The sequence below is a fragment of the Streptomonospora salina genome (assembly GCF_014204715.1).
Lineage (GTDB): Bacteria > Actinomycetota > Actinomycetes > Streptosporangiales > Streptosporangiaceae > Streptomonospora > Streptomonospora salina.
Map to the genome: position 1 here is coordinate 2,060,548 of NZ_JACHLY010000001.1, position 25,374 is coordinate 2,085,921.

Consider the following 25,374-nt stretch of genomic DNA (forward strand, 5'->3'; position numbering starts at 1 on the left):
TGCGGTCTCCGGGGGTGGGAGCGGTACCGAGCAGAGTAGGGGCGAGCACTGACAACAAGCCTATTTGCTCCAGAACCCCTGCAGTTGGTCGAAAGGATGCATCGTGCGAAGCCGCTCCCGGGCAGCATCAGGTGACCGGCCTCCCATAATCATCGCCTCATAGATCCGCTGAGCGACCTCCGTCACTTCAGAATCTGCAGGTCCAGCGCCTCCAAAGGGCTCGGGGTCGTCGCTGGTGTCCGTCTCGTGCATCACCCGCAGGGCAGTCACCGGGACGGTCTCCTCGAGCAATCGGAGCAGAGCCCGCACGTCTCCAGGACTTCCGCCATCGGAGCGGAGCATGGCACTCACCAACGGATGTTCGCGGTTGATGCGGCAGGTGACCTGTTCGTTGTCCCGACGGACGTGCCATGCGTACCGCAGCGGCTCACCGTGTGTGCGTGCAGCGACCTGCCCGCGGTGTCGCAATACATCGGAAGCCAGACTGCGGGCTTGTCTGGCGATCCGTTGGAGAGGGGTGCGCAGGCCAACGGGCGGCACCACACTGGACTTTCGCACGTCGACGCCCCAGTCCGCGTCCGTCTCTGCGGGGATGTCCACGGCGATGCGGGCGAGATTGAACTTCTCCTCCCGACGGAGGCCCCGTTGCCCGAGCCAGCTTCCCGCGAGGATGAGGCGGTCACGCCGATACACGTAGAAGCCTTGCTGATCCAGCCAACCGCGCGGCCCTCCAGCCTTCCCGTACTCGGCAGGGGAGAGCCGTTGGGAGCTGGGAAGGATGAATGCTTCCGCCCGCACGGTCCCCGTGCCGAGTCGAAGCTGTTCCACAGGTAGTCGCTGGACGGACGGATGCCTTGACAGGAACGGGTCCCAGGGCTCGACGGGGGTACCCGACACCCGCATGCTGCAACGGCGCCCCGTGAGGAACCGAGCGAACACCATACCGAGGTGCGACTCCGTCCGGTTAGCCTCCGCGTAGAACTGTTGCTGGGTTCGTTCGTCCTCTTCCGTCACCGCCGCGCCATGGTAGCCAGTGAGCCGACGCCACAAAACCACAGTGCCGTGGTCAGCCTCCCCGCGAAGCACATCGAGTATCCGCGATGTCGCGTCGTCGACGTCACGTAGCAGCCTCCATTCACCGGCCTGCTCGATTACGTCGAGGTCCCACGTTCTCACGCACCAGTCGCCGGACCTCGCCGTGGCAACGGTGAGCTGCCGAGCCTGGGAAAACGACGCTGACTTGAGGCCAACACCAAAGCGTCCCAGGTCTGTCGAACTACGGACCGTGTCAGGTCCACGTGCAGCCACAGTCATGGCTGTTACAAGCTCTTCGGGGGTCATGCCGCTGCCGTCGTCGACGACAGCTACCCAAGAGTGCCGACCAGCCCATGTGAACTCAATGTCGATGGTGGAAGCGTCCGCAGAGATGCTGTTGTCGACGAGATCCGCGATGGCCTCGGGCAGCGAATAGCCGAGGGAACTAAGTGAAGCCACCATTCCCGAAGGTTCCGGGGCCGCAATGTCGTAAGTCATGCCAAGTCAGCCCTATCCCAGTTCCAGAATCTGTCCTCACGGCTACCTCGCTCCACGAGAGCCGCCGCCTCTCTCGGCCCACGCGCTACCAGTGCAATTTGCTGTCGCCACGTGTGTCAAGCCGCATCCAGATTCAGAGCCCCCAAGCCGGGTTACTGACGACGCTGATCCGGTCCAAGGCGATGGGCGGACGAGGAACCGAAGGAGACGCTGCTGCACTTGGCGTTCTACGGGCTGGCCGAGCGGCATGGGCGTGACGAGCGTCCTAAGTGCATCACCGAGGAGGACTGAGCATGCAAGGAGCCGTCATCCACGCCCCGGACAACGTCCGGTACCAGCGGCGCGAGCATCCACGGGTACAGCAGCCGATGGACGCGGTAATCTGCTTGGCCGCGACCTGAGTATGCGGGTCGGAAGTGTGGGACTACCGAGGCATCAATGCCGTCGACCAGCCCACGCCGATGGGCCACAAGTACGTCGGTGTCGTCGAGGAGGTCGGCGAGGTCGTCGTTCGGCTCGTCCTCCCCCCACAACACCTGCGCAACCTGCCGCACGGGCTACCAGTCCCACTGCGAGCACGTCGAACTCGCCGGAGCCGGCAGCGCGCACAGGCCGAGCTGCTCCGCGGACCGCTCGTCGACGGCACCCTTGTGGCCACCCCGGACGTGCCTGACGAGGACCTGATCCCGTCGCTGCTCACCGCCTCCGAAGTGCTCGGCACCGGATAGTTCGGAGCCGTTGCCGCCGTGGCCGGGCCCGGCAAGACGATCGCGGTGGTCGGCGAGGGCGCGGTAGGACGCTCGCAGTCCTCGCCGCCAAGCAGTTCGGCACAGAACGGATCATCGCTATATCCCGCCATGAATCTCGCCAGCGGCTGGCGCTCGAGTACGGCGCGACCGACGTCCTCACTGAGCGCGGCGACGAAGGGGGCCAGGGTCAAGGAGCCAGCTCCGGCCTTGGAGCGCACTCCTTGTCGAGGCCCGTCGGCACCCAGGAGGTAATCACGCAGGCCATCCCCTGCACGCGTCCCGGCGGACACGTCGGCTTCGTGGGCGTGTCCCACGGCGTCTCCCCAGACGGCGAGGAGCTGTTAACGGGCCCGCACCGGTCCGCCGGTTCCTGCCTGGATTTATCGATCGAATCTGGAAGCGAGCGATCGCCGAGCGCTACAAGGCTATGGACGAGCGCCGCGCTCTCAAGGCCCTCCCGCGGCCCTGACCGGCCACCCGACGCGCCGCACTTCCGTGGCCCGGCAGCACGTCGCCGACGAGGACCAAGTCGCCGCCGCCGTCCGCACCACCGTCGAGGCTTTCGGACAGATCGGTGCGGTAGGGGCGCCGGGAGGTCATGCCGGCTGGACTACCAGGAATCACTGCTGACGGGGGTTCGTGGAGATCTCAATCTCTTCCAACCGGACAATCCGGGACTACTACGAACCAGACTCCCTCTCAGCCGTTCACCTCTCTGAGCCGTCTCGCGACGTTCCGAGAAGCCGTCGTGAGGCTGGCCAACGTGGCATCGGTTTCAGCAAGCATCGGTTGGTGCACTGGACGAGCCACCGCATGCATCGTCGAGACCGTCAGTCTCTGAGCCCCTCAAGTACGAGCTGCAACCCGTCCAGGGAACTTAGGAAACTTCAAGGCGTTCAGTATCACTTGGATACGGTAGGATGGAGAGGCCAGCGATGAGAGGAGTGAGCGATGCCGTTCGAGGTATTCGACAAGCGCATGGCCCCCCTAGCCAAGGCACCCAGCGTGACGGTCCAGAAGCGCGGGATCTTCTCGATCAACAAAACTGCACACAAGCTCATCGGTGAAGCCGAGACCGTGGAGCTACTGTTCGACAAGGACGAGCAGATCATCGCCATGCGACCTTCAAGCGAACCGCATGCATACACGCTTCGCCCGCAGTCGGAGCGCAACACCGGGCAGGCGATCCTGTCCGCCACTGCGTTCACTCAGTACTTCGACATCGACACGAAGATGAGCCGTCGATACACGCCATATGAGCAGGACGGCATGCTCTGCATCGACTTGAAGGGGCCGAGCGTCGAGGTACGAGGTAACCGCGCCAAGCGCGAGGAGTCCGACGACTCGGATGATCCCGATGGGATGTAGCCACAAAGAACTCTGGCCTGACCCCGTTGCCGCGGGGCCAGGCCAGTACCGGCCCGAGGGCGCGGTGGTGACTTCGCCAGTCACCTCCAGCGTAGCGAAGTTTCCTGAGACAGAGTGTCTCGCTTCCTCTTCGGGCCGCAACTCGAAGAGAAGGAGGGGCAAGATGCCCACCATCACTACTCACTACGGGATCCCTGATCCCGTTCCGTTTGTCGATGTCGAGGCCATGGCTGACAACCGGCTCTACGTCGACCCCCATGCGATTCGGCTGCGCAAGACGCCTCAGCCGTTCGCGGACCAAGCGCTGGAGTGCATCGACACGTTCTTCCACGAGGTGACGAACAGCGTCATCGAAGGAACCCCGTCGACGCGTCGGCGGGGTGAGAACCTGTTGCAGCACTTCGTCGAGCCGTGGGAAACGCGTCTCGGGATGGCCGCGGCGGGCTTCCACGGCCACGGTGGTGCCGAGGTCGTTGGCACCTGGATCTGGGAGGTCCTCAACGACGACGTGGAAGCACTAGTCCGTGTTGGAGTACTCAGGCAGCTCGAGGATCTCCCGCTGTTCGTCGACGGTGTGGATCGCGACATCACCTCGGACATCACAACGCGTATCATCTTCGAACCGCTCACTCAATTCACCGAAGCCATGATTGACATGTACCCGCAGTTCACCAGTGCCGGGCACGAAGTCAAGACCTACCGCAAGCAGGTCTGGGATCCGGTCGCCCGTGAGTGGGCCGAAGCGAACGTCACCCTCCCTGTTGTGGGCGGCAAGCCGCTTCTACTCGTTCCCAAGGCCTGGTCCCGACGGACGCTCCTGATGTCAGCGGGGCGGTACTACGAGACGAGTGTGCTGTCGTTCGCTCAGCTGGAGCAGGCCGTAAGGACGTCCGATGACAAGGTACGGACGACTCCCAAGAAGCAGCTCAAGACTCAGCCGGGTCTTGGGCGCGGGCGCGGCACCAACCTGCGTGTCACGATGAGGGCCTTTGAGGACGAACAGGATCTACTCGCCCACTTCAAGGCGTTCGTGACTTCGCGCTTCGACAAGAAAAAGACCGACGAAGAGCCGGCTGCATAACAGAGGGTGAGGGGTCGCTGCGGTGAGCGGCGGCCCCGCACCGTTGGCACCTTGACTATGCTCCGCCGAGCTTGCTGTTCAACCTGCGGGGTTCTGGTGCTGCACCAGCGTGACGACGAGTTTCACGGTCTTGCCCACCTCATGCGAGGGCTTGTGGGGCTGGACCTGACACGGTAGGGACAACAAGGGCGTCCTCACACCACTGCCTGACCGAATCGTCCCTGCTGTCCCCATTGCTTGATCAGCCTGCCCCAACGGTCCTTGTGGTCGAAGCGGGCCGCGATCTCACGACCGGTGGGCAGCGAGCCATCCTCGCCGCGGTTGTCTAACGCCCAGTGCCAGGCCTCGATCTGAATCCGAGGTACCGACTCCGACGGGACGGCGGTTCCCGTGGCGACCGCTGACACGGCATTGTCGCCAGCCGCGACCACGTGCAGCCTCGGGCGGCCGTCCCCGGTCGCCTCGGGCGTATCCACCTCCTCAAACGGAGCGGGCATCTCCGGATCGGCTCGTTCGCCCTCGGCTGTGCGTGCCGCTTGTTCATCGTCGGCGTTCGCCGTGCGTACGCCACGGGCGTCGATGCGGAACTCGCGCATGAGCAACTCATAGGCACCCATCAGGGCGAAGCTCGGCCAGGCGTGGATCACCCGCGACCACAGCGTCGGATCGGCCACAGCGATGTTCGCGGCGAGGCTGGCGACGCTGCCGAGGATGAGCAGGGTCCACGGCAGCAGGCCGCCGCGCCGGCCGTGCCGGGCGTCGGCCAGCAGCGCCATCGACGACGCGACTATCATCCCGTCAACCGATAGGGGGAACAGGGCCGCGCGCCAGGCGGGCTCGCCGTGGCGCTGGGCCAGCTCGTACATGTGGCTGTAGCTGACCACCGCGGCGATCACGGCCAGCATGAACACGGCGAGAACGGTGGTCCAGCGCGACCAGCGGGAAGAATCCATACCAGGTCACCGCCCCGCCAGATCGAACTCGGCGGTCAGGCGGACCCGCGCGGTGGAGAAAGCCGAGCGAGCCGAGGGGCCATAGGAATTTGGTTCAACTCCCCCCTCGGACACAAGATGATCATGAAACCCCTGCGATGAACAGGGGTTTTCTTATCGTTGTAGAACGGACTTCACACGGATCTGCAGGGCACAGCCATGGGGGTTCGACTCCCTCCCGGACACTCCCGGTTACCCCATACCGCGGCGGTGCCGGAATCTTCTCGATCACCCCACCCTTGCTCGGTCGACATACGCCAGAGCTCTGTGTGGTCGCAGCGGACGAGATCGCTACCGGGGCAGAGAATCGTTCTCACAGCAGTCGACCAGCGCCCAGTGGCGGTCTCTGGTGCCACCAGGGCACCACATCCGACTCTGCGGTGCCGGGATATACCCTCATATCTCCGCTGGCCCCCAGGCGGTAACCGTGACCTCGTCACCGACGGACACTTTGCCGGGCACAGTCACCGCGAACTTCGCGCCGAAGGCCACGCCTCCGCGCTCGGCGCGGCGGTAGCCGGCGAGGGTGGCCAGCGGCTCGGGTCCTGTTTTGACTCCTGTTGCCTGGTCTACGGTGGTCACCGCGCAGCGGATCGCCGGTTTGGCGTAGCCGAGTTCGGCTTCGCCAACCGCCAGTGCGCGCATACGGTCCTCGGCATAGGGCTCCCTATCGTCAGCGAGGACGATGTTGGGCCGGAACCGGCTTATGGGCACCGGTGTGCGGCCTCTCTCAGCCATACGCCGAGCGAGGTCGATCAGCGAAGCGCGGGAAGCAACCAACACCGCCGAGCTGTCGGCGTAACCGGTGGTCCCTTGAGTGTGGCCGTCGGTGCGACGGGCATGGTCGGGCGGCACACGCACCAGCCGACTTGGGGCACCGACGACCGCGCTGAGCCACCGTGCCACCTCGTCACCCTGGTCGAGCCCGGTATAGGCGGTGCCAAGCAATTCGACACGGCACCGCTCACCAACGGTGCGAACGACGATCTCCGCAGAACCGCCTCCGGGTGTCCACAGCCGTAGTCTCCGCCCTGCGGCGGTGATCTCGGGACGGATCACCGCCAACTGCGGTGTGTCGCGCTGGCTGCGGAAGACGCCGTCGGCGTCGACGACCATAAAACTGCGGTCATGGTGAAGACCCGCCGGGCCGATTCCGGACTCGGCAAGCACGACCGGCCCGCATCCCTTCACAGGGAAGCACAGGAGTTCATCGATTCGCGGCATGGCGGGGGCTACCGTCCGGCTCGACGGTTTCCGACCACAGACAGCCGGCACAGGACGCCGATGAGCCGACTCGGCTCGGTCCCTCGCCTCCGGCTGCCTCCTGTTCGGGGCCGAACCGACCCCCGACCGACCCGCCGTCGTCCCGACAAACGGTGACCCGGGTATCTGCTAGCGTCCCTGCTCGTGGACGAAACCGTGTACGTAGGCAATGAGCTGATTTCATCCTGAGTGTCCAGGTCACAGCCCCGTACCGGCCCGGCGAAACCGCCCCTGACACAAAGAAGTCCCTGGTAAGTGAGTTAACGACCAAGAAAACCGTCACCAGGGACTCCGATGCTGTTCTACCGCGCCTGCCTGCCGTTGTCACGCCGGACGCTGAACCTCGCCGCCCGCACCATCCGCAACCACCGCCGGGAGGCCCGTTCTCGGTGGCGCCGCTCGGATGCGGCCCAGCAGGCCCTGCTCGTGCTGGTCCACCTGCGCAAAGGCGAGACCTTCGCCGAGATCGGGGCCGGATTCGGCGTCGGGACCACCACCGCCTTGCGCTACGTCCGCGAGACCACCCGTCTGCTCGCCGACCAGGCCCCGGGCCTGGAGCACGGACTGCGCCGCATCCGCAAACAGGGCTGGGATCACGTGATCCTCGACGGAACGCTCATCGCCTGCGACCGCCTGGCCGCCGATCGGCCCTTCTACTCCGGCAAGCACCGCCACCACGGGATAAACACCCGGGTCGTCGCCGATCCCACCGGCGATCCGGTGTGGGTCTCCGGCGCGCTGCCGGGCGCCGTGCACGACACCCGCGCCGCCCGCGTGTGGCGCATCGGCGACCGCATCGCCGCCGCCGGCCTGTTCGGGCTGGGGGACCAGGGGTATGCGGGCTGTTCGCCGGCGGTGCTCACTCCGTTCGAAGGACGTGACAAGCCGGAGTGGAAGAAGGAGGCCAACCGCACCCACGCCCGCCTTCGCAGCCCGGGCGAGCGGGCCATGGCCCAGCTCAAGAACTGGCGGATCCTGCGCCGCCTGCGGTGCTGTCCGCACCGCGCCACCGACATCGCCCGCGCTGTGCTGGTCCTTCAACTACACGAAGCACGATGAAAAGGGCTCCTTGACTCGACAGGACCGGAAAGGCGCCCGCATCAATGATGCGTTCCTCAACATCGTCTCGGGCGTTGAAGATCTTGCCGATGCCGACAACGACACAGCGTTCGAATTCATCCGGAAGCGGTTCACGGGAACGGACGGCGGGTCACCGGTCCCACTCTCCCACCACAACACCTACCTGGACCAACCCCCGGCCGGTCCCGAAGAAGCAGTCTTCGGGATATACATGACACGCTCCCCGGAACTTGGTCTACGATACTCTGTGCGGGCTTCCTCCTTTCCGGGTCCGCGCCACACCACCGAGACATGAGGGAAAAATGCCAGGACACACTTCTGAAGTACGCAGCACCGACTTGTCCGCACACACACACGAGGACATGCGCAGTCTTATCCGGGGCCTGGATGTCCTTAAAGGGCCGTTTCCCGAATTCGATCCCGAGACGACGCCCGATCACCCAGGCGACCTGTTCGCCACTTGGTTCATGCACGCGGTAGACGCGAAGGTCGCCGAACCGCACGCGATGACCCTCTCGACTGTTACCCCCGAAGGTCGGCCCGAGGCACGAGTCCTGATTCTGAAATCCGTCGACGCGGTCGGATGGCGGTTCGCCGTCAGCAAAGCCAGCAGCAAAGGCCGGGAACTGGCCCAGAACGCGCATGTTGCACTCACCTTCCACTGGCGCGAGATCGGACGCCAGGTGCGGGTGTCTGGTGTCGCCCACGAAGAGAGCTCAAAGGACGGTTCCGCGGACTTCCGGGCGCGTTCCTCCGGATCGCGCGAGATGGCCCTCTTGCTCCGCCAGAGTCAGGTCCTCGAGGAACCGCGGCAGATCGACCGGGAACTGGAATCGGTCCGCCGCAGGCTCGCCGAGGAGCCCGACCTCGTTCCGCCCGAATGGACGTCCTACGTCGTCAAGGCGGACAAGGTCGAGTTCTGGCAGGCAGACAGCGAACGCCGCCACACCAGGGTGCTCTACAGGCGCGCCGGCGAGGCAGGCACGTGGTCGCAATGCCGACTGTGGCCGTGAGAGAGGCGCCGTGGAAAGGTTTTCACCTGGGAGGGCGGAGATGGGAGCGCGTTATCGCGAAGGCCAGGTCGTCACCCATTGGGAGATGGTGGACAGTGAGCTTTTGCCAACCTGGTGTTCGGGCTGCTCGGAGGGTGTACGGCGCGGCGTGGCCACGAACGAGTGAAGCTCCTGGTAGACGGGCGATTGCCTAGATCAAACCGTCCAACCAGGAGCTTCACGTGCTGTCCTACCCCTCCGGGATGAATGTGTCCAGCCGCGCGCTCGGCGTGCTCGCCGACGCGCTGCGGGCCCACCGCAAACAGGTCGGAACCCGGTGGCGCCGGCTCTCGGCCGGCCGCCAGGCCCTTCTCGCCATCGCCTACCTGCGCAAAGGCGAGACCTACGCCGATCTGGCCTGCGGATTCATGATCGGCACCTCCACCGTCTACCGCTACCTGCGCGAGGCGATCGGGCTGCTCGCCACGATGGCGCCGACCCTCGCTCAGGCGGTCGAGATCGCTGCGGGCAAGGCCTTCGTGATCCTCGACGGGACGCTGCTGCGCATCGACCGCGTCGCCATGTCCCGCGGGGACGACCGCGCGTTCTACAGCGGCAAGCACAAATGCCACGGAGTGAACGTGCAGGTCGTGGCCGATCCTGCCGGTCGTCCGGTGTGGATCTCACCGGCGCTGCCCGGGGCCCGCCACGATATGGGCGCCGCCCGCGAGCACGGCATCATCGACGCCTTCACCACGGCCGGGGTGCGCGCGATCGCCGACACCGCCTACCAGGGCGGCGGCCCGGCGATCCGGGTCCCGCAGCGTCGCCGCCGCATCGACCCCGACACCGGCCGCTACCGGCGGCTGTCGCGGGCGCAGAAAGAGGTCAACACCGCCCACGCCCGGCAACGAGGGCCCGGCGAGCGGGTCAACGCCGAACTGAAGAACCGGCGTGTCCTACGGAAGGTCCGTTCTTGCCCCAGCCGGGCTTCCGACCTCGTCGCCGCAGTTCAGACCCTCATGATCGCCACCCGGTGAACAGGTTGGCAAAGGCTCAGTCGTCCGTGGCTGAGCTATCCGGTCCGGGTGATCGCGGATCGAGCGGACCTGTTCGCCGTCTATCTCGCCGCGGGAACTCCCATGACGTTCGGGCAGGGCACGTTCAGGCTTGGGCCACACCCCTGGCGCTCATTCGGTCCCTGGTGGAGGTCGGCAGGCGTAGTGCAATTGCACCGCCCAGGCGACTGGTACGCCGTGTGGGCAGTGACCAGCGGCCAGGACGGGTTCCGCGGTTGGTACGTCAATTTCCAGGAACCCTTTCGGCGCGTTCCCGGTGGGTTCGAGACACTCGACCACGATCTGGATCTCAAGGTGCCGGCCGACGATCTCACCGGCTATCGCTGGAAGGATACCGAGGAATTCGAGGCGCGGGCGGCGAGAGAAGAGTTGAGCGCTTCGGCAGTACGGGCCGTTCGCGTCGAGGCCGGACGAGTGGCCGCGATGCTCGATGCAGGGACCACGTGGTGGGACCAGTCGTGGCTGGATTGGCGCGCCCCCGAATCGTGGGAGCACCGCGAGTCCACGCGCCGTTGATCAGTCACTCAAGACGACACCGACTGCTCTGCATGAGAGAAAAGGGACCTGTGTAGCGCGCTCCCACACGATCCCGCCACCCAACATTCGTCTCCGGGCTGACGCGGGGCCATCCCACTCGGGATGGCCCCGGCAAAAAAGGCGGTCGAAACGTTCTGATGGGAGCGTTCTCATTTCCGATAAGAGCTCATCTCAAAAGCCTGCGAGGTGGCGATGACCCTGGCATGATCACGTTCTGTGAGCGATGTGCTGCCCGACGGGCTCTGGGAGATCGTCCAACCCCTGCTGCCGCCGGCCCCGAAGACCGGCCGACCCCGAGTCGATCAAAGAGCGGTGCTGACCACCGTGCTGTTCGTCCAGGTCTCGGGCTGCTCCTGGGAGAAGGCCGACGGCCTGTTCGGCGTCACCCGCGCCACCGCCCACCGGTGGTTCCAAACCTGGACCGAGACGGGCCTGTGGCCCACGATCCACCGCGCCGTCTTGGACGAACTGGGCAGAAGGGCCCTGCTGGACTGGTCTCGCGCCACCGTCGACTCCCAGTCGATCCGCGCCAAGAGAGGGGGAGAACACGGGGCCAAACCCCACTGACCGCGGCAAACCCGGCTCCAAGCTCCACCTGCTGTGCGACAACCAAGGACTGCCGCTTACCTGCGCGATCTCTGCGGCCAACGTCAACGACGGCGAAGCACTCGAACCCCTGGTACGGAGCATTCCGGCGGTGCGCTCACGCCGAGGACCCCGCAGGAGGCGTCCCGCCAAGCTGCACGGCGACAAGGCCTACCACTCCCGCGACCGCCGCCGGCTGCGTGAGCGCCGGATCGGAGTGCGCATCGCCCGCCCCGGTGTCGAGTCGTCCCAGCGGCTGGGCAGGCATCGGTACAAGGTCGAGCGCTCCATCGCCTGGCTGGGCTCCTACCGCAGACTGAACGTGCGCTGGGAGCGCAAGGCCTCCAACGTCCTGGCCATGCTCGGCATCGCCTGCATCCTCATCTGCTACAAGCACCTGACCAAGCACGCTGATGGCTTTTGAGATGAGCTCTTATAGACCTCGGTCTTGTCCTCGGGATCTGCGTCATGGAGCACGTCGGCGATGTTGCCGAGCGCGTCAACGATGCTCATGATGTCGTCCTCGCTCATCCGGCGGTCGGGTCGGTCGCTGCGGTCGAGCTTGACCTGGGCGGCCGAGCGCTGGTCCTGGGTCTCCTTCCTCCACTCGGTCACTAAAGCGGGGGCGGCGCCGGCTTCCCCAGCTTGCGGTCGCACTCGGCGATCGTGTCCTTGAGCCGCGCCACCTCGCGGCTATGGCCGGTGTCCTGGTCCCCTTGAGCTCTGACCAGTTCGTCCGAGGTCGCCGCGGTCTTTCCGGGAGCGAACTCCGCGGCGACGCCGCCGATGCGCGCCAGCACACCCGCATCATCGGCGGCACCGGCACCGGCAAGACCACCCTGCTGCTGAACATGGCCCTGGACGACATCGGCAGGGGCCGCGGGCCGGTGATGATCGAGCCCAAGGGCGAGTCCGACCTCCTGCTGCCCCGCATCCCCGACGAGGCGATGGACCGGGTGGTGCGTCGGCGGGATGACGGCCGGGGCCGTCAAGGGGTGAGTGCGACGCTCATGCAGGTCGAGGCCCCCATGCCGCGTAACCGATCACCCCCACGGCGGCGAACACGAGTGCGGTGGTCATCGCCGCGGCGCTGTCCGCGGGCTGCACCAGCCAGGTCAGTACCCGCAGCGCATCCGAGTCCGCCTCGATCGGCACGTTCGCCAGTACGGTTGCCCCGAAGGGAAAGCACCAGCCGAACGAACCGCCGGCCAGAACCGCGCCGACCCCGGCCAGACCGACCAGACCAACGGCGTCTCTGACGATCACCTCGGTCTGCAGATGGGAATCGGCCAATACATCCACCACAAGGGGGCCGGCCGCTGCCATCGCGGCGAGGGCGACCAGGTGCGCGGCACGCCGGGGCGGCCAGGTGAACGAAGCCGTACGCTCACGTGCGGCATCGGACCCGCACAGCCCGGCCGAAGCCGCGGCCACCCCCAGTACCATCGTCACGCTCATCAGTCGGCTACCGGTATGGTCGGCTCCCCACCAGAGGGTGAGTCCCCACAGAAGGACGGCCCCGGTCAGGAACCCGAGCAGTGCGATCGGTAGCTGCCGGGACCGCGTATAGAGGGTCAACCATCTCATTGAGGGTTCCCCCCTTGGGTGAGGAGATCGAGCTGGTCGCCCTCGCAGGTGAGTCCGGCCTCGCGCACGGCGGCGACCCGGCGTATCTGCTCCTCGCGCGGTAGGGATCGCAGCGTTTCCCAGGCCGGGCGCACCGTTTCCTGATAGGCGGAGCTATCCTCGGAGATCCACGGGTACAGGTCCGGTATCGGCTGCAGTTCCGCACCCAGCAGCCAGTTGGCCGTGACGATGCGCGCGGAGATCTCCGCCTCCTCAACGCCGCAGGCCGGGGTTCCGGCGCCGGCGAGGAGCGCCATAAGAAGCCCGTCCGCACCATCGGACTCCCCTTCTCCGCTCTGCTCGAACTGCACAAGTATGTCGGAGCTCACCGAGACCGTGTCCGCGGTCCGTGACAGTGAAGCCCGCTCCTCATTACCGAAAGCGGGTACTTCCTCCACCGAGGTCGGCGCTTCCGGCAGGACTGCGAGCTCGGCGAGCGCCTGCCTGGCGGTGCCGGCGAAATCGTCCAGCAGGTGCTCGTGCAGCCGGGTTACGCACACCCGCGGCCCGTCCTCGTCGCACACCAGCGCCGCCGCTTGGGTGTCATGGGGGTAGGCCGCGCTCGCCTGGCCCGGTAGCAGGACCATGGCCAGCACACCGCCGAGGAGACCGGGCACCGCTGCGGCGATCCTCGTCCAAGAACCCCGCGCTGCCAGCAGGAGGAACCCGGTCGCGGCGATACCGAGGAACCACAGCGCCTGGGCAAGGCTCACCTGGTGGGCCACCAGCCGGTAGGCGCTCTCGGCACCGTCGAGTCCCGGTGAAAGCAGCGCCGCTTTCATGCGCCACGGGTCGGAATCGGGCCCTACGGAGATCCCGACGTTCAGCAGCAGCATGACCAGCGCGTAACCGCCGACCGCCACGAGTGGCGGCGTCACCGTATACGGCAAGAGGTGGCCGAGCCCCATCCCCAGCAGGCTCCCCGCGACCAGCGCGAGAACACCGACGACGAACACGGCCGGCCAGGAGAGCGAGAAATAGCTGGTGGCCGGGGCCACCTGCGCCGCCCCTACCGCGAAGACCACCACGTAGGCGAGGGTCACGCCGATCGCCACCGCTGCCACGGGCATCGCCGAGTGCTGCCACGAGGGTCGCGGCGTGCTGGAAAGTACCTCGTTCATCCGCGAACGGTGCTGCCGAGTGCCCTGCCAGGCACCGAGGCCGACCACCACCGGCCAGGTGAACGTGAGCATGAACCGCTGCCATTGCGCGAGTCCCCCCCACTGCAGGTCCCACGCGCCGGTCCCCTTGGCCCAGGGGCCGGGAAGCAGGTACAGCAGGGCCAGTGTGAGCACGGCCAAGGCCAAGCAGATCCACGGTGCGGTTGAGCGGCGCAGCTCGGTGCGCAGAATCCTCGTGCTCATCGTGCCCCCTTCCCGGTGGCGTGGTGGCGGGCCAGCAGGGCCGAATATCCCCGCTCGCTCGGGCTGTCACCGGAATCGGTACCGCTGCCCGCAGCGGCGAGATCGGCCGCTCGCCCTTGGAACGCCAGGCGCCCCTCATCGACGAGTGCCACATCGGTGCACACGGTGGCGACGTCCTCCACCAGGTGCGTCGACACCACCGTGCAGGTGTCCTCGCTCAGCCCGCGCAGCAACTGCCTGAACTGCATGCGCTGCGACGGGTCCAGGCCCGCGGTCGGCTCATCGAGCAGCAGGATCCGCGGGCCGTTCACGATGGCCTGGGCGATTCCGGCCCGGCGCGCCATGCCGCCGGAGAGCGTTTTCATCCGGTCATCGGCCCGGTCCGCCAGACCGACTTTTTCGATGGCATGCTGCACCGCATCGGCTATACCGCTCTTGGGCACCTCCTTGAGCCATGCCATGTACTCGACGAACTCGCGGACGGTGAACCTGCGGTAGAAGCCGAAGTCTTGCGGCAGGTACCCGATCTGGCGCCGTACGCGGCGCATATCGGCGCGCCCTCTGACGGACTCGCCGAGCAGCTCCAGTGCACCGCCCGACGGGCGCAGTACCGTGGCCAGCGCCCGAATCAAAGTGGTCTTGCCTGCCCCGTTGGGACCCAGCAGGCCGTGCACTCCCGTGCCGAACGCCAGATCGATCCCGTCCACGGCCATCCGCCGCCCGGCGGCGACCCGCAGCCCTTCGGCGCGGATCTCCCAGGCATGGATCGTCGGGGCGGTCTCGGCCGCCCCCACCACGCGTGCCATCACATCTCTCCTGTCTTCTCCACCTGCCGGGTTTCCGGCTTGAATGCCGGCTTGAGTTCCGACTGCTCTCACATCCGGACGAACGACCTGGCGCGCAGTATCAGCACCGCGGCTGCGACCGCGAGGACCGCGCCCCACACCGGAACGGCCACCGGGGCGACCGCTACCGGCGGTTGCGACGTCAGCAGGCCGGGGGCGAGCACACCCAGCGACCACAGCGTCACGACCACAGCGGCAGCGCGCTCCAACCTGATGACGCTGCCCAGCGCGAGGGTTACGGCCGTGCAGGCCAGACACGGCAGTAACCAGACCACCGATGACGTGCCTGTGGTGAGGCCCGCGACGACCAGCACCGGCATCACCACCGCCAGCACGGCCACCGTGCGCCGCAGCAGCAGATAAAGCCCTGCTCGCGGGGTCGCGGCCACCAGCTCATACGCCGGATCGAGACTTCTCGTCCATACCGCGGCGATGCCGAGCACCGGAATGACCGGGGCCAGCAGCAGCACCAGCGGACGGCCTCCGGGGACGGCGAAGAACGAATCGACGGCCACAGCCAGCACTGCCACCAGTGCCGCACCGACGACCCACGGAAGCATCACCGGCGAGGTCCAGCCCGCCAACCGTGCCGGCCGCACCCGGCGGGGTACGGGCGGGCCGGTGGTCAGGGACGGTGCCAGTGCGTCCCAGGTTCGATCGACGAGCGCCGCCGTCCGGGGCGCCTGGCCGGGCACTTCCTCGGCGAGGCGGGCGCGACAGGACGGGCAGGATTCCAGGTGCGATTCCAGCGACCACAGCACCTCGCCGGCGATCGCGTCAGCGCGCGCGTAGCGGCGGATCAGCTCGATGGAAGCATGCGCCTTGTGCTGGTCGTTCATGACAGTGCCTCCCGCATGATGATCCGCGCCCGGCGCGCCCGAGTCTTCACGGTTCCCTCCGGCAGTCCCAGCAGCACGGAGGTCTCCCGCACCGACAGCCCGTCGAGCACCATGGCCTGCAGTACCTGCCGCAGTTCGGGTGCCAGCGTGTTCAACGCGCTTCCCAATTCGCCGCTGACCGCTCCGGCCAGCGCTTCGTCCTCCGCGGCTGGGGCGGCCACCGGTTCGGCGGCTTCCGGAGGCGGATGCACATACCGCGCACGGCGCCGGAACGCGTCCACGAGCCGGCGCGCGGCGATGGTCCACAGCCACCCCGCGGCGCTGCCGTCCACCGCTGTCCCGGCAAAACTTCCCGCCGCCCGCCATACGGCGAGGTAGGACTCCTGCAGCACCTCGGCCACGATCTGCTCATCGCTGCATCGGCGCCGCAAACGCAGCGCCAGCCATGGCGAGGTCCGGCGGTACAGCTCCTCGAAAGCCGCCCGGTCCCCCTTGGCAACCAAGCGGACGAGGCCGGCCTCGTCGGCCGCCTCGATCGCTCCCCGAGTTCTTCTCACACTTGGCAAGACGCGGCGGATCCGCGATCGGTTCTCACGAAAAAGTAATGTGGGTCACATTGCTAGTGCTTGTGCCGCATCGGTCACGGTTCTCCCCGCCGCGGCGTAGCTCATCGAGCTGGGGAAAATTGGGGTCACGACCGGGGCAGATCTGACGCGGATACCCCACTTTCCCCAGCTCGATGAAAACCGGTCAGGATAGGGCAGCCCCTGAGGGAGTGAAAGTCCCGTGGCACCGGATCTTCTGACGAGCCCGGCCAGAACCGTGTACAGCACGGGGCCGACCCCAGCATCGAGGCCGAAGGCGAGGAGGAAGGTGCGTGCGTCGGTGACCACGATGAGCCCGCCGACAAGCGTGCCCATGACCCGGGCGGGCAGCAGGCGCACCACGTAGGCGGCCAGCGGCGCGGCGAGCACCCCCACCGACGAGTAGCGCGCCGGCGACACGCCATGGGACCTGCGCGGCGTCCAGCCCCAGCAGGAACCCGGCGCTCGCACCGAGGGTGACCAGGAATTCTCCGGCGGCCATGGTGCCGACCACCGTGCGGGGCCCCATACGCCGCGACGCCAGCAGGATGGAAGAGCCCACCGGCCCCAGCCGCCACCGCCGACGGCGTCCATGAACCCGGCAACGGCGCCCAAGGGCGCGAGGAACCAGCGCGGCACGGCACCTACCCGGAGGAGCGCACCCGAGCGGTCGAAGGCGCGGGCGGGAACCACAGGTCGCACTGGGCCAGTTCGCCCGGCCGGTAGGTCGTGCGCGAGGCCGGGTCCACGGGTTGGTAGAGCGGGCGGAGTTGGCGGACGCGGTCTTTGAGTACGGTGAGCGAGCGCTGCCAGCCGATCCGCTCGGCGATGACGGTGGCCGGCATGGCCGGCCACTGCGCCAGTAGCTCGCGGATGCGGGGTTCGGCCTCGTCGACGATCGATCCTTGGGGCGCCCGCTCGTACTTGGGCGGGTCCTCGCTGGCCAGCGCGCGTTTGACGGTGTTGCGGGCGATGCCCGGGGTGCCGGGCGATAGCCTGGATCGGCATTCCCTCTGACCTGCACAGACGGCGGATCTCGGCCCAGTCCTCCACAGTGACCACCCCTCCGATGATCAATCGGGGTGGCCAGATTTCAACGCGACGTCACCTGGCCAGTATTCGCGCGTCGCCGACACCCTGCCCGCCCTTCGCGGAACGTGCGCCAGGTACCCGATTGACGACGTCGTCGCCGCAGCGATGAGGTGCGGCGACCTGCACAAGGAAATCGCCCGTTTCTCCGGGGCTCCGGGACCACCGGGCGACGGGGAGCCGTACCGCATACACTCGTATACTTTTGTTCGACAGGGGATATGGAGGAGGACAAATGGCCGATGGAGTCTATGAGCGGCTCCGCAACGCGATCATCTCCGGGGAATGGGAAAGCGACTCCCAGCTCCCCGAACTGACGCTCGCGGAGCACTACGGGGTCAGCCGGACCCCCATCCGCGAGGCCCTGCGGCGGCTGGAGCAGGACGGCCTCGTCGAACGCGCCGATCGGGGCATGCGGGTGCGCGGCCGGAGCCCTGAGGAGATCCTGGAGATCTACGAGGCGCGCATCGTCCTGGAGGGCGCGGTCGCCAGCGCTGCGGCCAAGCGGCGCACCGAGATCGACCTCATCCGGCTGCGCCGGGCGGCCGACGCGATGGCCGAGGTCGAGGCGACGGACGCCTACGCCGCGGCGACGGCCAACCGGGCCTTCCACGAGACGATGTGGCAGGCGAGCCACAACCGCACGCTGATCGACCTCCTCACCCGGCTCAACGACCACCTGGTGCGCTATCCCGCGACCACCCTGACCCGTCGGGGACGCTGGGAGAACGCATTGGCCGAACATGAGGCGATTCTGGCGGCCATCGAGAACCAGCGCCCCGACGAGGCGGCGGAGCGCGCGGAACACCACATGGTGGCGGCGCGCGACATCCGACTGGAGATGTACGCGGCAGAGCTGCGCTAGCCTCCGGCATGCGCGGGGCGTGGCCGCAGAACCCCCTCAGCATGCGTAGGGCGCCGCTGAACCGCGGCGGCGGGCTTCCGCGGCGCACCCGGTGGCCGCACCGGTCCGCAGCGCGGCCACCGGCTCCCGGGTCAGGTGGAACGCCGATCGGTGGCCGCGGCGTCCCCGGCGAGCCGACCGTAGACCGACCCCGCTGTGAGTCCCGAGCCTCCCGGGTAGTTGCCCGAGAACAGCCCGCCGACGATCTCACCCGCGGCGTAGAGGCCTTCGATGGGGCCGCCCCCCTCGGTGAGCACCCGTCCGCTGGAGTCGACCGCTAGGCCACCGAACGTGAACGTGATTCCGCAGCTCACCGCGTACCCGTAGTACGGCGGGGTGTCCAAGGACTGCGCCCAGTTCGACTTGGGCTGCTCGACCCGGGCAGCGCGGCCGTCCTTGACCGCGGGGTCGAACGGCACGTCCACGATGCTCTTGTTGAACTCGGTCACAGTGGCCGTCAGCCCGTCCGGGTCGATCCCGAGCTGGGCCGCGAGGTCGCGGAGGGTGTCGGCCGAGCCCCCGGTGATCGGTCGCGAGTCGTACTCCTCGGTACGGAGGAGTGGCCGGGTCTTGGCGTCGAAGAGCTGGAAGGCCACGCCGCGCGGGCGCGCGAGGATCTCCCGCCCGTACTTGGCGTAGGTGTAGTTCCGGTAGTCGGCCCCCTCGTCGACGAAGCGCAGACCGTCCCGGTCGACCACGATACCGATGGGGTAGCTCTGCCGCGTGCGCTGATTGGTCAGCTCGCGGTCCCCGCCCTGCGGCGGCGCTCCGGCGTCCCAGGCGACGCTGTGGCAGGAGGCCCAGTCGCCGTACGGTGCCGCGCCGAGCGCGATGGCGCGCTGCAGCACCTCGCCGGTGTTCAACGGGTTGCCTCGGACCAGGGCCTGCTCCCACCCCGCACCCAGGTACCGCTGCCGAAGCTGCGGACTGGCCTCGAACCCGCCGGCGGTCAGGACCGTGGACGCGGCCTCGACGGTGTGCGAGCGGCCGTCGGGGTCGGTGTAGCTCACCCCGCAGACGGCCCCCGAGTCGTCGCGCAGCAGCTCGCGCACCGTGGCCCCGTAGCGGATCCCGACCCCGCTGTCTCGGGCGATCTCGGTGTGCCGGGCGATGAGCCCCTTCCCGCCGTCGACGGTTCCCAGGGCGAGCCCGCCGTGGAACACCCACCGGCCGTTCGAGACGTAGGCTTGCCGCTCGTACATCAGCCGCCAGCGCATCCCCTTGGCGTGCAGCCAGGTGACGATGTCCCAGCTGTGGTCCACCAGGTTGCGCACCATCCCGGGATCGCAGCGGCCGCCCGTGACGCGCTCCATGTCCGCGGTGAAGTCGTCGGTCGTGTAGGCGGCGAGGTCCGTTTCGCCCAGTCTGGCCAGCGAGGCGTCGTCGAGGACGCCGGACAGGCCCGCCCCGCCGGGGTGCGAGACCCGGAACGCCCCGGCCGTGTAGAAGGAGTTGCCGCCGGCCTGGTCGGCACTCCCCTTCTCCAAAACCAGCACCCGCGCTCCGCGGTCCCGTGCCGAGTGCGCGGCGCAGAAGCCGGCGTTGCCGCCGCCGACGACCACGACGTCGTAGTGCTCGGCACCGGGCGTCGCCGGTCCTGGTTCGGTACCCGTCATGGGATCGGTCGCCCTCGCTTCGCCGCTCGTGTTCACGTGTGCCCTTCCAAGATGTGTACGTCTGCATACAAGTTCGGTGCGGCCGGTCCGCCGCTCCAGCGCGACGAGCCGGCCGGCCGGCGCCTAGGCGATGCGCACGGCCAGCCCCGCCAATCCGGGCACCGCCGGGAACCGCTCCCGCACCCGGGGATCGTGTCCTGGAACCACCACTCCGTCCGGCCCCGCCAGCGATCGGATGGTGTCGAACGCCTCGTACATCGACGGCAGGTGGTTGACCACGCCGTAGGGCCGGTCCTGCTCGATGTTCTCGAAGAAGTGTGTCCCGTCTGCGGCAAGAACCACGACGCCCTGCGCGGTCTCGACCCGGGTCACCTGCAGTCCGGGGGTGTGCCCGCCGACCCGGTGCACGGTGACACCCGGGACCACCTCGTGATCTCCGTTCACCAGCCGTACGCGTCCGGTGAAGTTCTCCCGCACCAGGGACGCGATCGCCGCCGGGTCGGCCAGGCGGGCGTGCTCGCCCCTGCCCGCGTGCCGCGACGTCCAGAAGGCGAGCTCGGCCTCCTGCAGAACGACGCTCGCGGCGGGGAAGTCCGCGACGTGACCCACGTGGTCGTAGTGCAGGTGGCTGAGGACGACGTGGGAGACGCGGTCGGCGTCCGATCCCAGGGCCGCGATCGTCTCCATGGGCGACCGGAGGTAGTGGCGCTCGCCCCGAGCTCGCGCGGTCTCCGCCGTGAAGCCCGCGTCGACGAGGACCGTCCGATCGCCGGAGACGACGAGCCACACGTAGTAGTCGATCGGGAACGGCGACTCGGAGCAGGGATCGTGCCCGTAGAAGTGCTCGCCCCGCACGGACGCCTCGCGGTGCGCGAAGCGGATCGCGTAGACGCGAACGTCACCTCCGCCGGCGCCGTCGGACTCGACCGTCATCGTCTCCCCTTCCCGAGGAAGGGGCGCGGCCGACCCGACCGGATCGTCCGCGCCCCCGCCGCCGTCATTCGCCGCCGCTTCCGTCGCCTGTCTCGCTCATAGGGCGCCCGGTCCACTGCTCCCAGAGTGTCGCGATCGCGGAGTAGTCGTAGCGGCCCAGGCCCTGTGCCAATCCCAGCTCGTATACGGTGTGCGTGCTCTGCAGCGCGAACAGCGGGACGTTCGTCTGCTGGGCGAGGTCCAGGACCAGGGCGGAGTCCTTTCGGGCCGCCTCGGTCGGCATGCCGCCCTCGTACTCGGCGCGCAGGATCCGCTCCACGAACCGGTGCGTCAGCGGCCGCGTAAGGCCGGCGTCGGCACCGCCGAGCAGCTCGGCCAGCGCCGTGCCGGAGACTCCCGTCGCGGCGGCCAGCGCACCGGCCTCGGAGAGGACCACCATGACCGCGTGCGCGACCGCGTTGTTGAGGACCTTGGCGGACATGCCGCTGCCCAACGGTCCGAACCGCCGGATCGACCCGCTGATGGCGTCGAGCACGGGCTCGGCCTTCCGGACGTGGCGGTCCTCTCCGCCGACCAGGAGGGCCGCGGCCCCGCAACGCATCTGGGAGACCCCGGAGAGGATCGCGGCATCGATGATCCCGACACCGTGGGGCGCGCACACCTCGCCGGCTGCGGCCATGTCGGGCGGGTTGACCGTGGAGGTCTCGGCGATGACGCCGTCCGCGCGCATCAGCGGCGCCAGCTCCGCGACGACCTCCAAGGACGCCTTCGGGGTCGGTAGCGAGAGCAGCACGACGTCGGCGGTCGCCAGCTCGGCGACACTCGCGGCCGCCGCGGCCCCGGACGCCTCCGCGGCCCGGCGGGTCCGTTCCGCGTCGAGGTCGAAGACGAGGGCGGGCAGGCCGGCGTCGGTCAACCGCCCGGCGATCGCCGACCCCATGTTCCCCAGGCCGCACAGCGCCACCTGCACGGATTCACCGCAACTCGTCATCGCTGACTCCTTTGCGTCTGTTTCGCAGCGAGATCCGCCCCCTTGGTCTCCGGCCCCATGAGCGCGCCGGCCACTGCGAGCAACCCGCCGAGGACCACCAGCGGGATCTGGGCGTACTCGTAGGGCATCAGGTGGCTCAGCCAGACCAGGAAGAAGCTGTACAGCGACGGAATGATCACCGCGAACGTGTAGCCGACCCCGAACCCGGAAGCGCGGACCTCGACGGGGAACCGCTCTGGGATGTAGGCGCTGAGGATGCCCCAGGGCGTGTTGGCCACCACCACGACGGTTCCCGCCAGCACCAGAGTGGCGACGACCCCCTCGCCCGGCTCGGCCGTGGCGGTCAGCAGCCAGTACAGGGCCGGAACCACCGTGGCGGTCAACACCCCGAACAGGATCAGCACCGGTCGGCGGCCCCAGGCGTCCGCCACCCGGCCGATGCCCAAGTAGGCACCCATCAGGACCGTGAAGAACACGATCGTGGCGACGGTGACAGCCATGTCCGGAACCTTCAGTACGCCGGTCAGAAAGCCCGGCATCATCGACACGGCGGTCTGCAGCGACAGCCACATGCCGCTCATCAGCACGAACACCTGCATCAGGCCGCGCCGGTTCGGCCCTCTGGCGACCAGCTCCTTCAACGGGGACGGTCGGTCCTTGGCGCGCTTGCCCGTCGGGGGCTCCTCGACGCCGCGGTAGTACAGCAGGAACGCCACCTGGAAGACGACGCTGAGCACGAACGGAGCCCGCCAGCCCCACTCCAGGTAGCTGCCGTCCTCCACGGGCGTGATCTGCAGCATCAGGGTGGTCACCAGGCTGACCACGATGAAGGCCAGCGGGTATCCCAGCATGATGCGGGTGGACACCCGGGCGCGTTTCTCGGGCGGTGCGGACTCCATGGCCAGCGGCACCGCGGCCGTGTAGATGCCCCCGAGGAAGATGCCGTTCACGAACCGCAGCAGGATCAGCCCGATGATCGCGAACCAGCCCAGGAGCGCGTATCCGGGCATGAGCATCATGAGGAACGTGATGACCGTGGAACCGCCCACCGCGACCATGGTCGCCGGCTTGCGGCCGACGCTATCGGCCATGTGCCCGAAGATCGAGGCGCCGAGCGGCCGCCCCAGCAGGGTGATCGCGAGCGTGATGTAGTAGATCGTCGAACTCGTCACCGTGTCGAGGTGCTCGGGTTCGAAGTAGACCATGGCCGGGGCGAGCGCCATCGTCGGCAGGTAGATGTCGTAGAAGTCCACGAAGTAGCCGTAGAAGGCGCCCCGTATTCCCCCGCGAGCCTGGGGAGGCGGGTCGTCTTCGGTGCCCGTGGACCTTCTCGGGGCAGTCGGTCGGTTCGTCATAGGCGTAGAGAGTCTCCTCGGTTCTCGTGCCGCGACCGGTGGGGGGCGGCCTCAGGTACGGATGGAGAAGGGGTCCGGAGTCGTCCCGGACAGGTCGATCAGCACGTTCTTCGTGGTGAGGTACTCCTGGAGCGCTTCCTCGCCGCGTTCCCGGCCGTAGCCGGACTTGCGTGTCCCGCCGAACGGGGCCTGCGCCGCGCTGGCCCGGTAGGTGTTCACCCAGACCGTCCCGGCCACGAGGCGCTTGGCGACGGTGTGCGCCCGGGTCAGGTCGTTGGTCCAGATTCCGGCTGCCAGCCCGTAGTCGCTGTCGTTGGCGATGGCCACGGCCTCCTCGTCGTCGGCGAAGGGGATCACGCTCAGGACGGGGCCGAAGACCTCCTCACGCGCGAGACGCGAGGAGTTGTGCACGTCGGCGAAGACCGTGGGCGGTACGAAGAACCCGGCGGTCGAGGACGGGCTCTGCGCGGCGGAGTCCATGCCGGCCACCGGCCGGGCGCCGGCGCTGACGCCGGTCTCGATGGCCGCCCTGACCCGTTCGTAGTGGGGGCGGTTGGCGAGCGGACCGAGCTGAGTCTCGGGGAGCAGGGGGTCGCCGAGGCGGATGGCGCGGGCCCGTTCCGCGACCCCCTCGACCACCCGCTCGTACACCGAGCGCTGGACCAGCAGCCGGCTGCCGGCGATGCAGGTCTGCCCGCCGGCGGCGAAGATGCCCGCCACGGCGCCGACGATCGCGCGCTCGACGTCCGCGTCGGCGAAGACGATGTTGGGCGACTTGCCGCCGAGCTCCAGCGTCGTGGGGACCACGTTGCGCGCGGCCGCCTCGGCGATCGCGCGGCCGGTGGGTACGCTGCCGGTGAAGCTGATCCGGTCGAGCCCCGGATGCTCGGACAGGGCGATCCCGGCCCGGGTCCCTCCGGTGACGACGTTGACGACACCGGGCGGGAAACCCGCACGGGTGACCAGGTCCGCCAGTTCGAGGGTGGTCACCGAGGCGTGCTCGGAGGGTTTGACCACGACGCAGTTCCCGGCCGCGAGCGCCGGCGCGAGCTTGTTGGCGAGGAGCTGCATCGGTGAGTTCCACGCCGTGATCAGCGCGGCTACCCCGACGGGTTCGGCGATGGTGTAGTCGAAGGTGTCCGGCGAGTCGAGCGGGACCGTGCGGCCGCCAAGCTTGTCCGCGTAACCGGCGAAGAAGCGGTAGTTGCGGGCGGCGAAGCGGATCTGGCTCGTGGTCTCGCGCAGCAGCTTGCCGTTGTCCCTGCTCTCCAGGGCGCCTAGCCGGTCGGCGTCGTCCTCCAGCAGCGACGCGAGGCGGTTCAGCAGCTCGGCGCGGCGCACACCGGGTACGGCGCGCCATTCGCGCTCGAACGCCGTGCGCGCGGCCGTGACAGCGGCGTCCACATCGGAGGCGCCCGCGTCGGGAAAAGCGGCGAACTCCTCTGCTGTATAGGGGTTGATCGCGGTCGCGCGGTCGCCGCTCTCGGCGCCGACCCGCTGGCCGTCGATCAGCATTCGGTAGTCAGTTGCGGTCATCGGCTGGCTCCGGGGTCGGGCGGTGGGTGTCGATCGTGGTGATCGCGTCGGTGAGGTGTGCGGCGAACCGAGGCGGGTTCTCGGCGTGCGGGAAGTGTCCGAGTTCCGGCATGACCGTCCGGGCGTAGGTGTCGGTGTCCAGGGCGTAGCTCCCGGGAACGGCGCCTTGGGCCAGCGCGGCCAGTTCCGGGTCCTGCGCGCACCGTTCGCTCCATCGGTCCACGAACTCCGACCACGCGTGCTCGCTAGCGGAATCGCGCATGCCCAGCCTCCCGTTCACCGCCGATTCCCTGTACACAGTTGCATACAGCAGAATACGCCAGATGGTTAACGGCGTGTCAAGGGGAGATGAAGGGCGGAGTGCGGCGGATACGCGTGCCGCGACGGCGGCCCGCCGCTCCGACGTGCGCTGCCGGCGGCTTTAGGCCAAAGC

The 25,374-nt window shown here is 68.1% G+C and carries 26 protein-coding genes and 1 pseudogene; 10 read left to right on the forward strand and 17 right to left on the reverse strand.

What is annotated here, in order from left to right:
• Positions 1-60: 60 nt before the first annotated feature.
• Positions 61-1,533 carry an ATP-binding protein gene (locus HNR25_RS09255; protein ID WP_184634249.1) on the reverse strand — a complete coding sequence of 491 codons (1,473 nt, stop codon included), beginning with the start codon at positions 1,531-1,533 and terminating at the stop codon, positions 61-63.
• A gap of 416 nt (positions 1,534-1,949) precedes the next feature.
• On the opposite strand from HNR25_RS09255, the gene HNR25_RS27210 reads away from it, so the two are divergent.
• The 4 genes from HNR25_RS27210 to HNR25_RS09270 all read left to right on the forward strand — a co-directional run bounded on the left by HNR25_RS27210 (position 1,950) and on the right by HNR25_RS09270 (position 4,731).
• A complete protein-coding gene (locus HNR25_RS27210; protein WP_246463547.1) occupies positions 1,950-2,261 on the forward strand; it encodes an MDR/zinc-dependent alcohol dehydrogenase-like family protein in 312 nt (103 codons plus the stop codon).
• Positions 2,262-2,380: 119 nt separating this feature from the next.
• Positions 2,381-3,001, forward strand: a complete 621-nt coding sequence (locus HNR25_RS27215; RefSeq protein WP_312862723.1) for an MDR/zinc-dependent alcohol dehydrogenase-like family protein — start codon at positions 2,381-2,383, stop codon at positions 2,999-3,001.
• Between the two features lie 232 nt (positions 3,002-3,233).
• Positions 3,234-3,650, forward strand: a complete 417-nt coding sequence (locus HNR25_RS09265) for a hypothetical protein (protein WP_184634250.1) — start codon at positions 3,234-3,236, stop codon at positions 3,648-3,650.
• A 163-nt stretch (positions 3,651-3,813) separates the two neighbouring features.
• Entirely contained in the window at positions 3,814-4,731 is a 918-nt protein-coding gene (locus tag HNR25_RS09270; RefSeq protein WP_184634251.1) for a DUF8370 family protein, read from the forward strand.
• A 194-nt stretch (positions 4,732-4,925) separates the two neighbouring features.
• Here HNR25_RS09270 and HNR25_RS09275 read toward each other — a convergent pair whose 3' ends face one another.
• The gene (locus HNR25_RS09275; protein WP_184634252.1) at positions 4,926-5,684 is read right to left on the reverse strand and encodes a DUF2637 domain-containing protein; all 759 of its coding nucleotides are present in this window, start codon (positions 5,682-5,684) and stop codon (positions 4,926-4,928) included.
• A gap of 435 nt (positions 5,685-6,119) precedes the next feature.
• Positions 6,120-6,947, reverse strand: coding sequence for an MOSC domain-containing protein (locus HNR25_RS09280; protein ID WP_184634253.1), 828 nt, complete (start codon positions 6,945-6,947; stop codon positions 6,120-6,122).
• Between the two features lie 333 nt (positions 6,948-7,280).
• Here HNR25_RS09280 and HNR25_RS09285 point away from each other — a divergent pair, with 333 nt between their 5' ends.
• The 5 genes from HNR25_RS09285 (at position 7,281) to HNR25_RS09305 (ending at position 11,683) form a co-directional block, all read left to right on the forward strand.
• Positions 7,281-8,045, forward strand: coding sequence for a transposase family protein (locus HNR25_RS09285; RefSeq protein WP_184634254.1), 765 nt, complete (start codon positions 7,281-7,283; stop codon positions 8,043-8,045).
• 383 nt (positions 8,046-8,428) lie between these two features.
• Entirely contained in the window at positions 8,429-9,079 is a 651-nt protein-coding gene (locus HNR25_RS09290) for a pyridoxine/pyridoxamine 5'-phosphate oxidase (protein WP_246463548.1), read from the forward strand.
• Positions 9,080-9,300: 221 nt separating this feature from the next.
• Positions 9,301-10,098, forward strand: coding sequence for a transposase family protein (locus tag HNR25_RS09295; protein ID WP_184634256.1), 798 nt, complete (start codon positions 9,301-9,303; stop codon positions 10,096-10,098).
• A 102-nt stretch (positions 10,099-10,200) separates the two neighbouring features.
• The gene (locus HNR25_RS09300) at positions 10,201-10,653 is read left to right on the forward strand and encodes a ribonuclease FAU-1 family protein (RefSeq protein WP_184639054.1); all 453 of its coding nucleotides are present in this window, start codon (positions 10,201-10,203) and stop codon (positions 10,651-10,653) included.
• 237 nt (positions 10,654-10,890) lie between these two features.
• A protein-coding gene (locus HNR25_RS09305) for an IS5 family transposase (RefSeq protein WP_312862434.1) occupies positions 10,891-11,683 on the forward strand; the annotation gives its coding sequence in 2 pieces (ribosomal slippage) (positions 10,891-11,222 and positions 11,221-11,683; 795 coding nt in all).
• Between the two features lie 190 nt (positions 11,684-11,873).
• On the opposite strand, the gene HNR25_RS09310 is transcribed toward HNR25_RS09305, so the two are convergent.
• The 8 genes and pseudogenes from HNR25_RS09310 to HNR25_RS09345 all read right to left on the reverse strand — a co-directional run.
• The gene (locus HNR25_RS09310; RefSeq protein WP_184634258.1) at positions 11,874-12,251 is read right to left on the reverse strand and encodes a hypothetical protein; all 378 of its coding nucleotides are present in this window, start codon (positions 12,249-12,251) and stop codon (positions 11,874-11,876) included.
• Between the two features lie 16 nt (positions 12,252-12,267).
• Positions 12,268-12,717: a hypothetical protein gene (locus HNR25_RS09315; RefSeq protein WP_246463549.1), complete on the reverse strand. Its 450-nt coding sequence runs from the start codon at positions 12,715-12,717 to the stop codon at positions 12,268-12,270.
• 125 nt (positions 12,718-12,842) lie between these two features.
• Complete coding sequence (locus tag HNR25_RS09320; RefSeq protein WP_184634260.1) at positions 12,843-14,249, reverse strand: hypothetical protein; 1,407 nt, start codon at positions 14,247-14,249, stop codon at positions 12,843-12,845.
• Positions 14,246-15,055 carry an ABC transporter ATP-binding protein gene (locus HNR25_RS09325; protein ID WP_184634261.1) on the reverse strand — a complete coding sequence of 270 codons (810 nt, stop codon included), beginning with the start codon at positions 15,053-15,055 and terminating at the stop codon, positions 14,246-14,248. Before HNR25_RS09325 ends, HNR25_RS09320 begins: the two co-directional genes overlap by 4 nt.
• Before the next feature lie 68 nt (positions 15,056-15,123).
• Complete coding sequence (locus HNR25_RS09330; RefSeq protein ID WP_184634262.1) at positions 15,124-15,933, reverse strand: hypothetical protein; 810 nt, start codon at positions 15,931-15,933, stop codon at positions 15,124-15,126.
• Positions 15,930-16,490: an RNA polymerase sigma factor gene (locus HNR25_RS09335; protein WP_184634263.1), complete on the reverse strand. Its 561-nt coding sequence runs from the start codon at positions 16,488-16,490 to the stop codon at positions 15,930-15,932. Before HNR25_RS09335 ends, HNR25_RS09330 begins: the two co-directional genes overlap by 4 nt.
• A 54-nt stretch (positions 16,491-16,544) precedes the next feature.
• Positions 16,545-16,937, reverse strand: a complete 393-nt coding sequence (locus HNR25_RS09340; RefSeq protein WP_184634264.1) for a hypothetical protein — start codon at positions 16,935-16,937, stop codon at positions 16,545-16,547.
• Between the two features lie 260 nt (positions 16,938-17,197).
• Positions 17,198-17,579, reverse strand: a pseudogene (locus HNR25_RS09345) (helix-turn-helix domain-containing protein); the annotation flags it as partial.
• A gap of 262 nt (positions 17,580-17,841) precedes the next feature.
• Here HNR25_RS09345 and HNR25_RS09350 point away from each other — a divergent pair.
• Complete coding sequence (locus HNR25_RS09350) at positions 17,842-18,471, forward strand: GntR family transcriptional regulator (RefSeq protein WP_184634265.1); 630 nt, start codon at positions 17,842-17,844, stop codon at positions 18,469-18,471.
• A 131-nt stretch (positions 18,472-18,602) separates the two neighbouring features.
• On the opposite strand, the gene tcuA is transcribed toward HNR25_RS09350, so the two are convergent.
• The 6 genes from tcuA to HNR25_RS09380 all read right to left on the reverse strand — a co-directional run bounded on the left by tcuA (position 18,603) and on the right by HNR25_RS09380 (position 25,203).
• Positions 18,603-20,126, reverse strand: coding sequence for an FAD-dependent tricarballylate dehydrogenase TcuA (tcuA, locus tag HNR25_RS09355; RefSeq protein WP_184634266.1), 1,524 nt, complete (start codon positions 20,124-20,126; stop codon positions 18,603-18,605).
• A 123-nt stretch (positions 20,127-20,249) separates the two neighbouring features.
• Positions 20,250-21,059, reverse strand: a complete 810-nt coding sequence (locus tag HNR25_RS09360; RefSeq protein WP_184634267.1) for an N-acyl homoserine lactonase family protein — start codon at positions 21,057-21,059, stop codon at positions 20,250-20,252.
• Positions 21,060-21,123: 64 nt separating this feature from the next.
• Positions 21,124-22,050 (reverse strand): NAD(P)-dependent oxidoreductase, encoded by a 927-nt coding sequence (locus HNR25_RS09365; RefSeq protein ID WP_184634268.1) that lies wholly within the window; start codon positions 22,048-22,050, stop codon positions 21,124-21,126.
• The gene (locus tag HNR25_RS09370) at positions 22,047-23,405 is read right to left on the reverse strand and encodes an MFS transporter (protein ID WP_184634269.1); all 1,359 of its coding nucleotides are present in this window, start codon (positions 23,403-23,405) and stop codon (positions 22,047-22,049) included. The genes HNR25_RS09365 and HNR25_RS09370 overlap by 4 nt, the downstream gene beginning before the upstream one ends.
• A gap of 51 nt (positions 23,406-23,456) precedes the next feature.
• Positions 23,457-24,941, reverse strand: a complete 1,485-nt coding sequence (locus HNR25_RS09375; RefSeq protein WP_184634270.1) for an aldehyde dehydrogenase — start codon at positions 24,939-24,941, stop codon at positions 23,457-23,459.
• Complete coding sequence (locus HNR25_RS09380; RefSeq protein WP_184634271.1) at positions 24,928-25,203, reverse strand: hypothetical protein; 276 nt, start codon at positions 25,201-25,203, stop codon at positions 24,928-24,930. Before HNR25_RS09380 ends, HNR25_RS09375 begins: the two co-directional genes overlap by 14 nt.
• Positions 25,204-25,374: the final 171 nt, after the last annotated feature.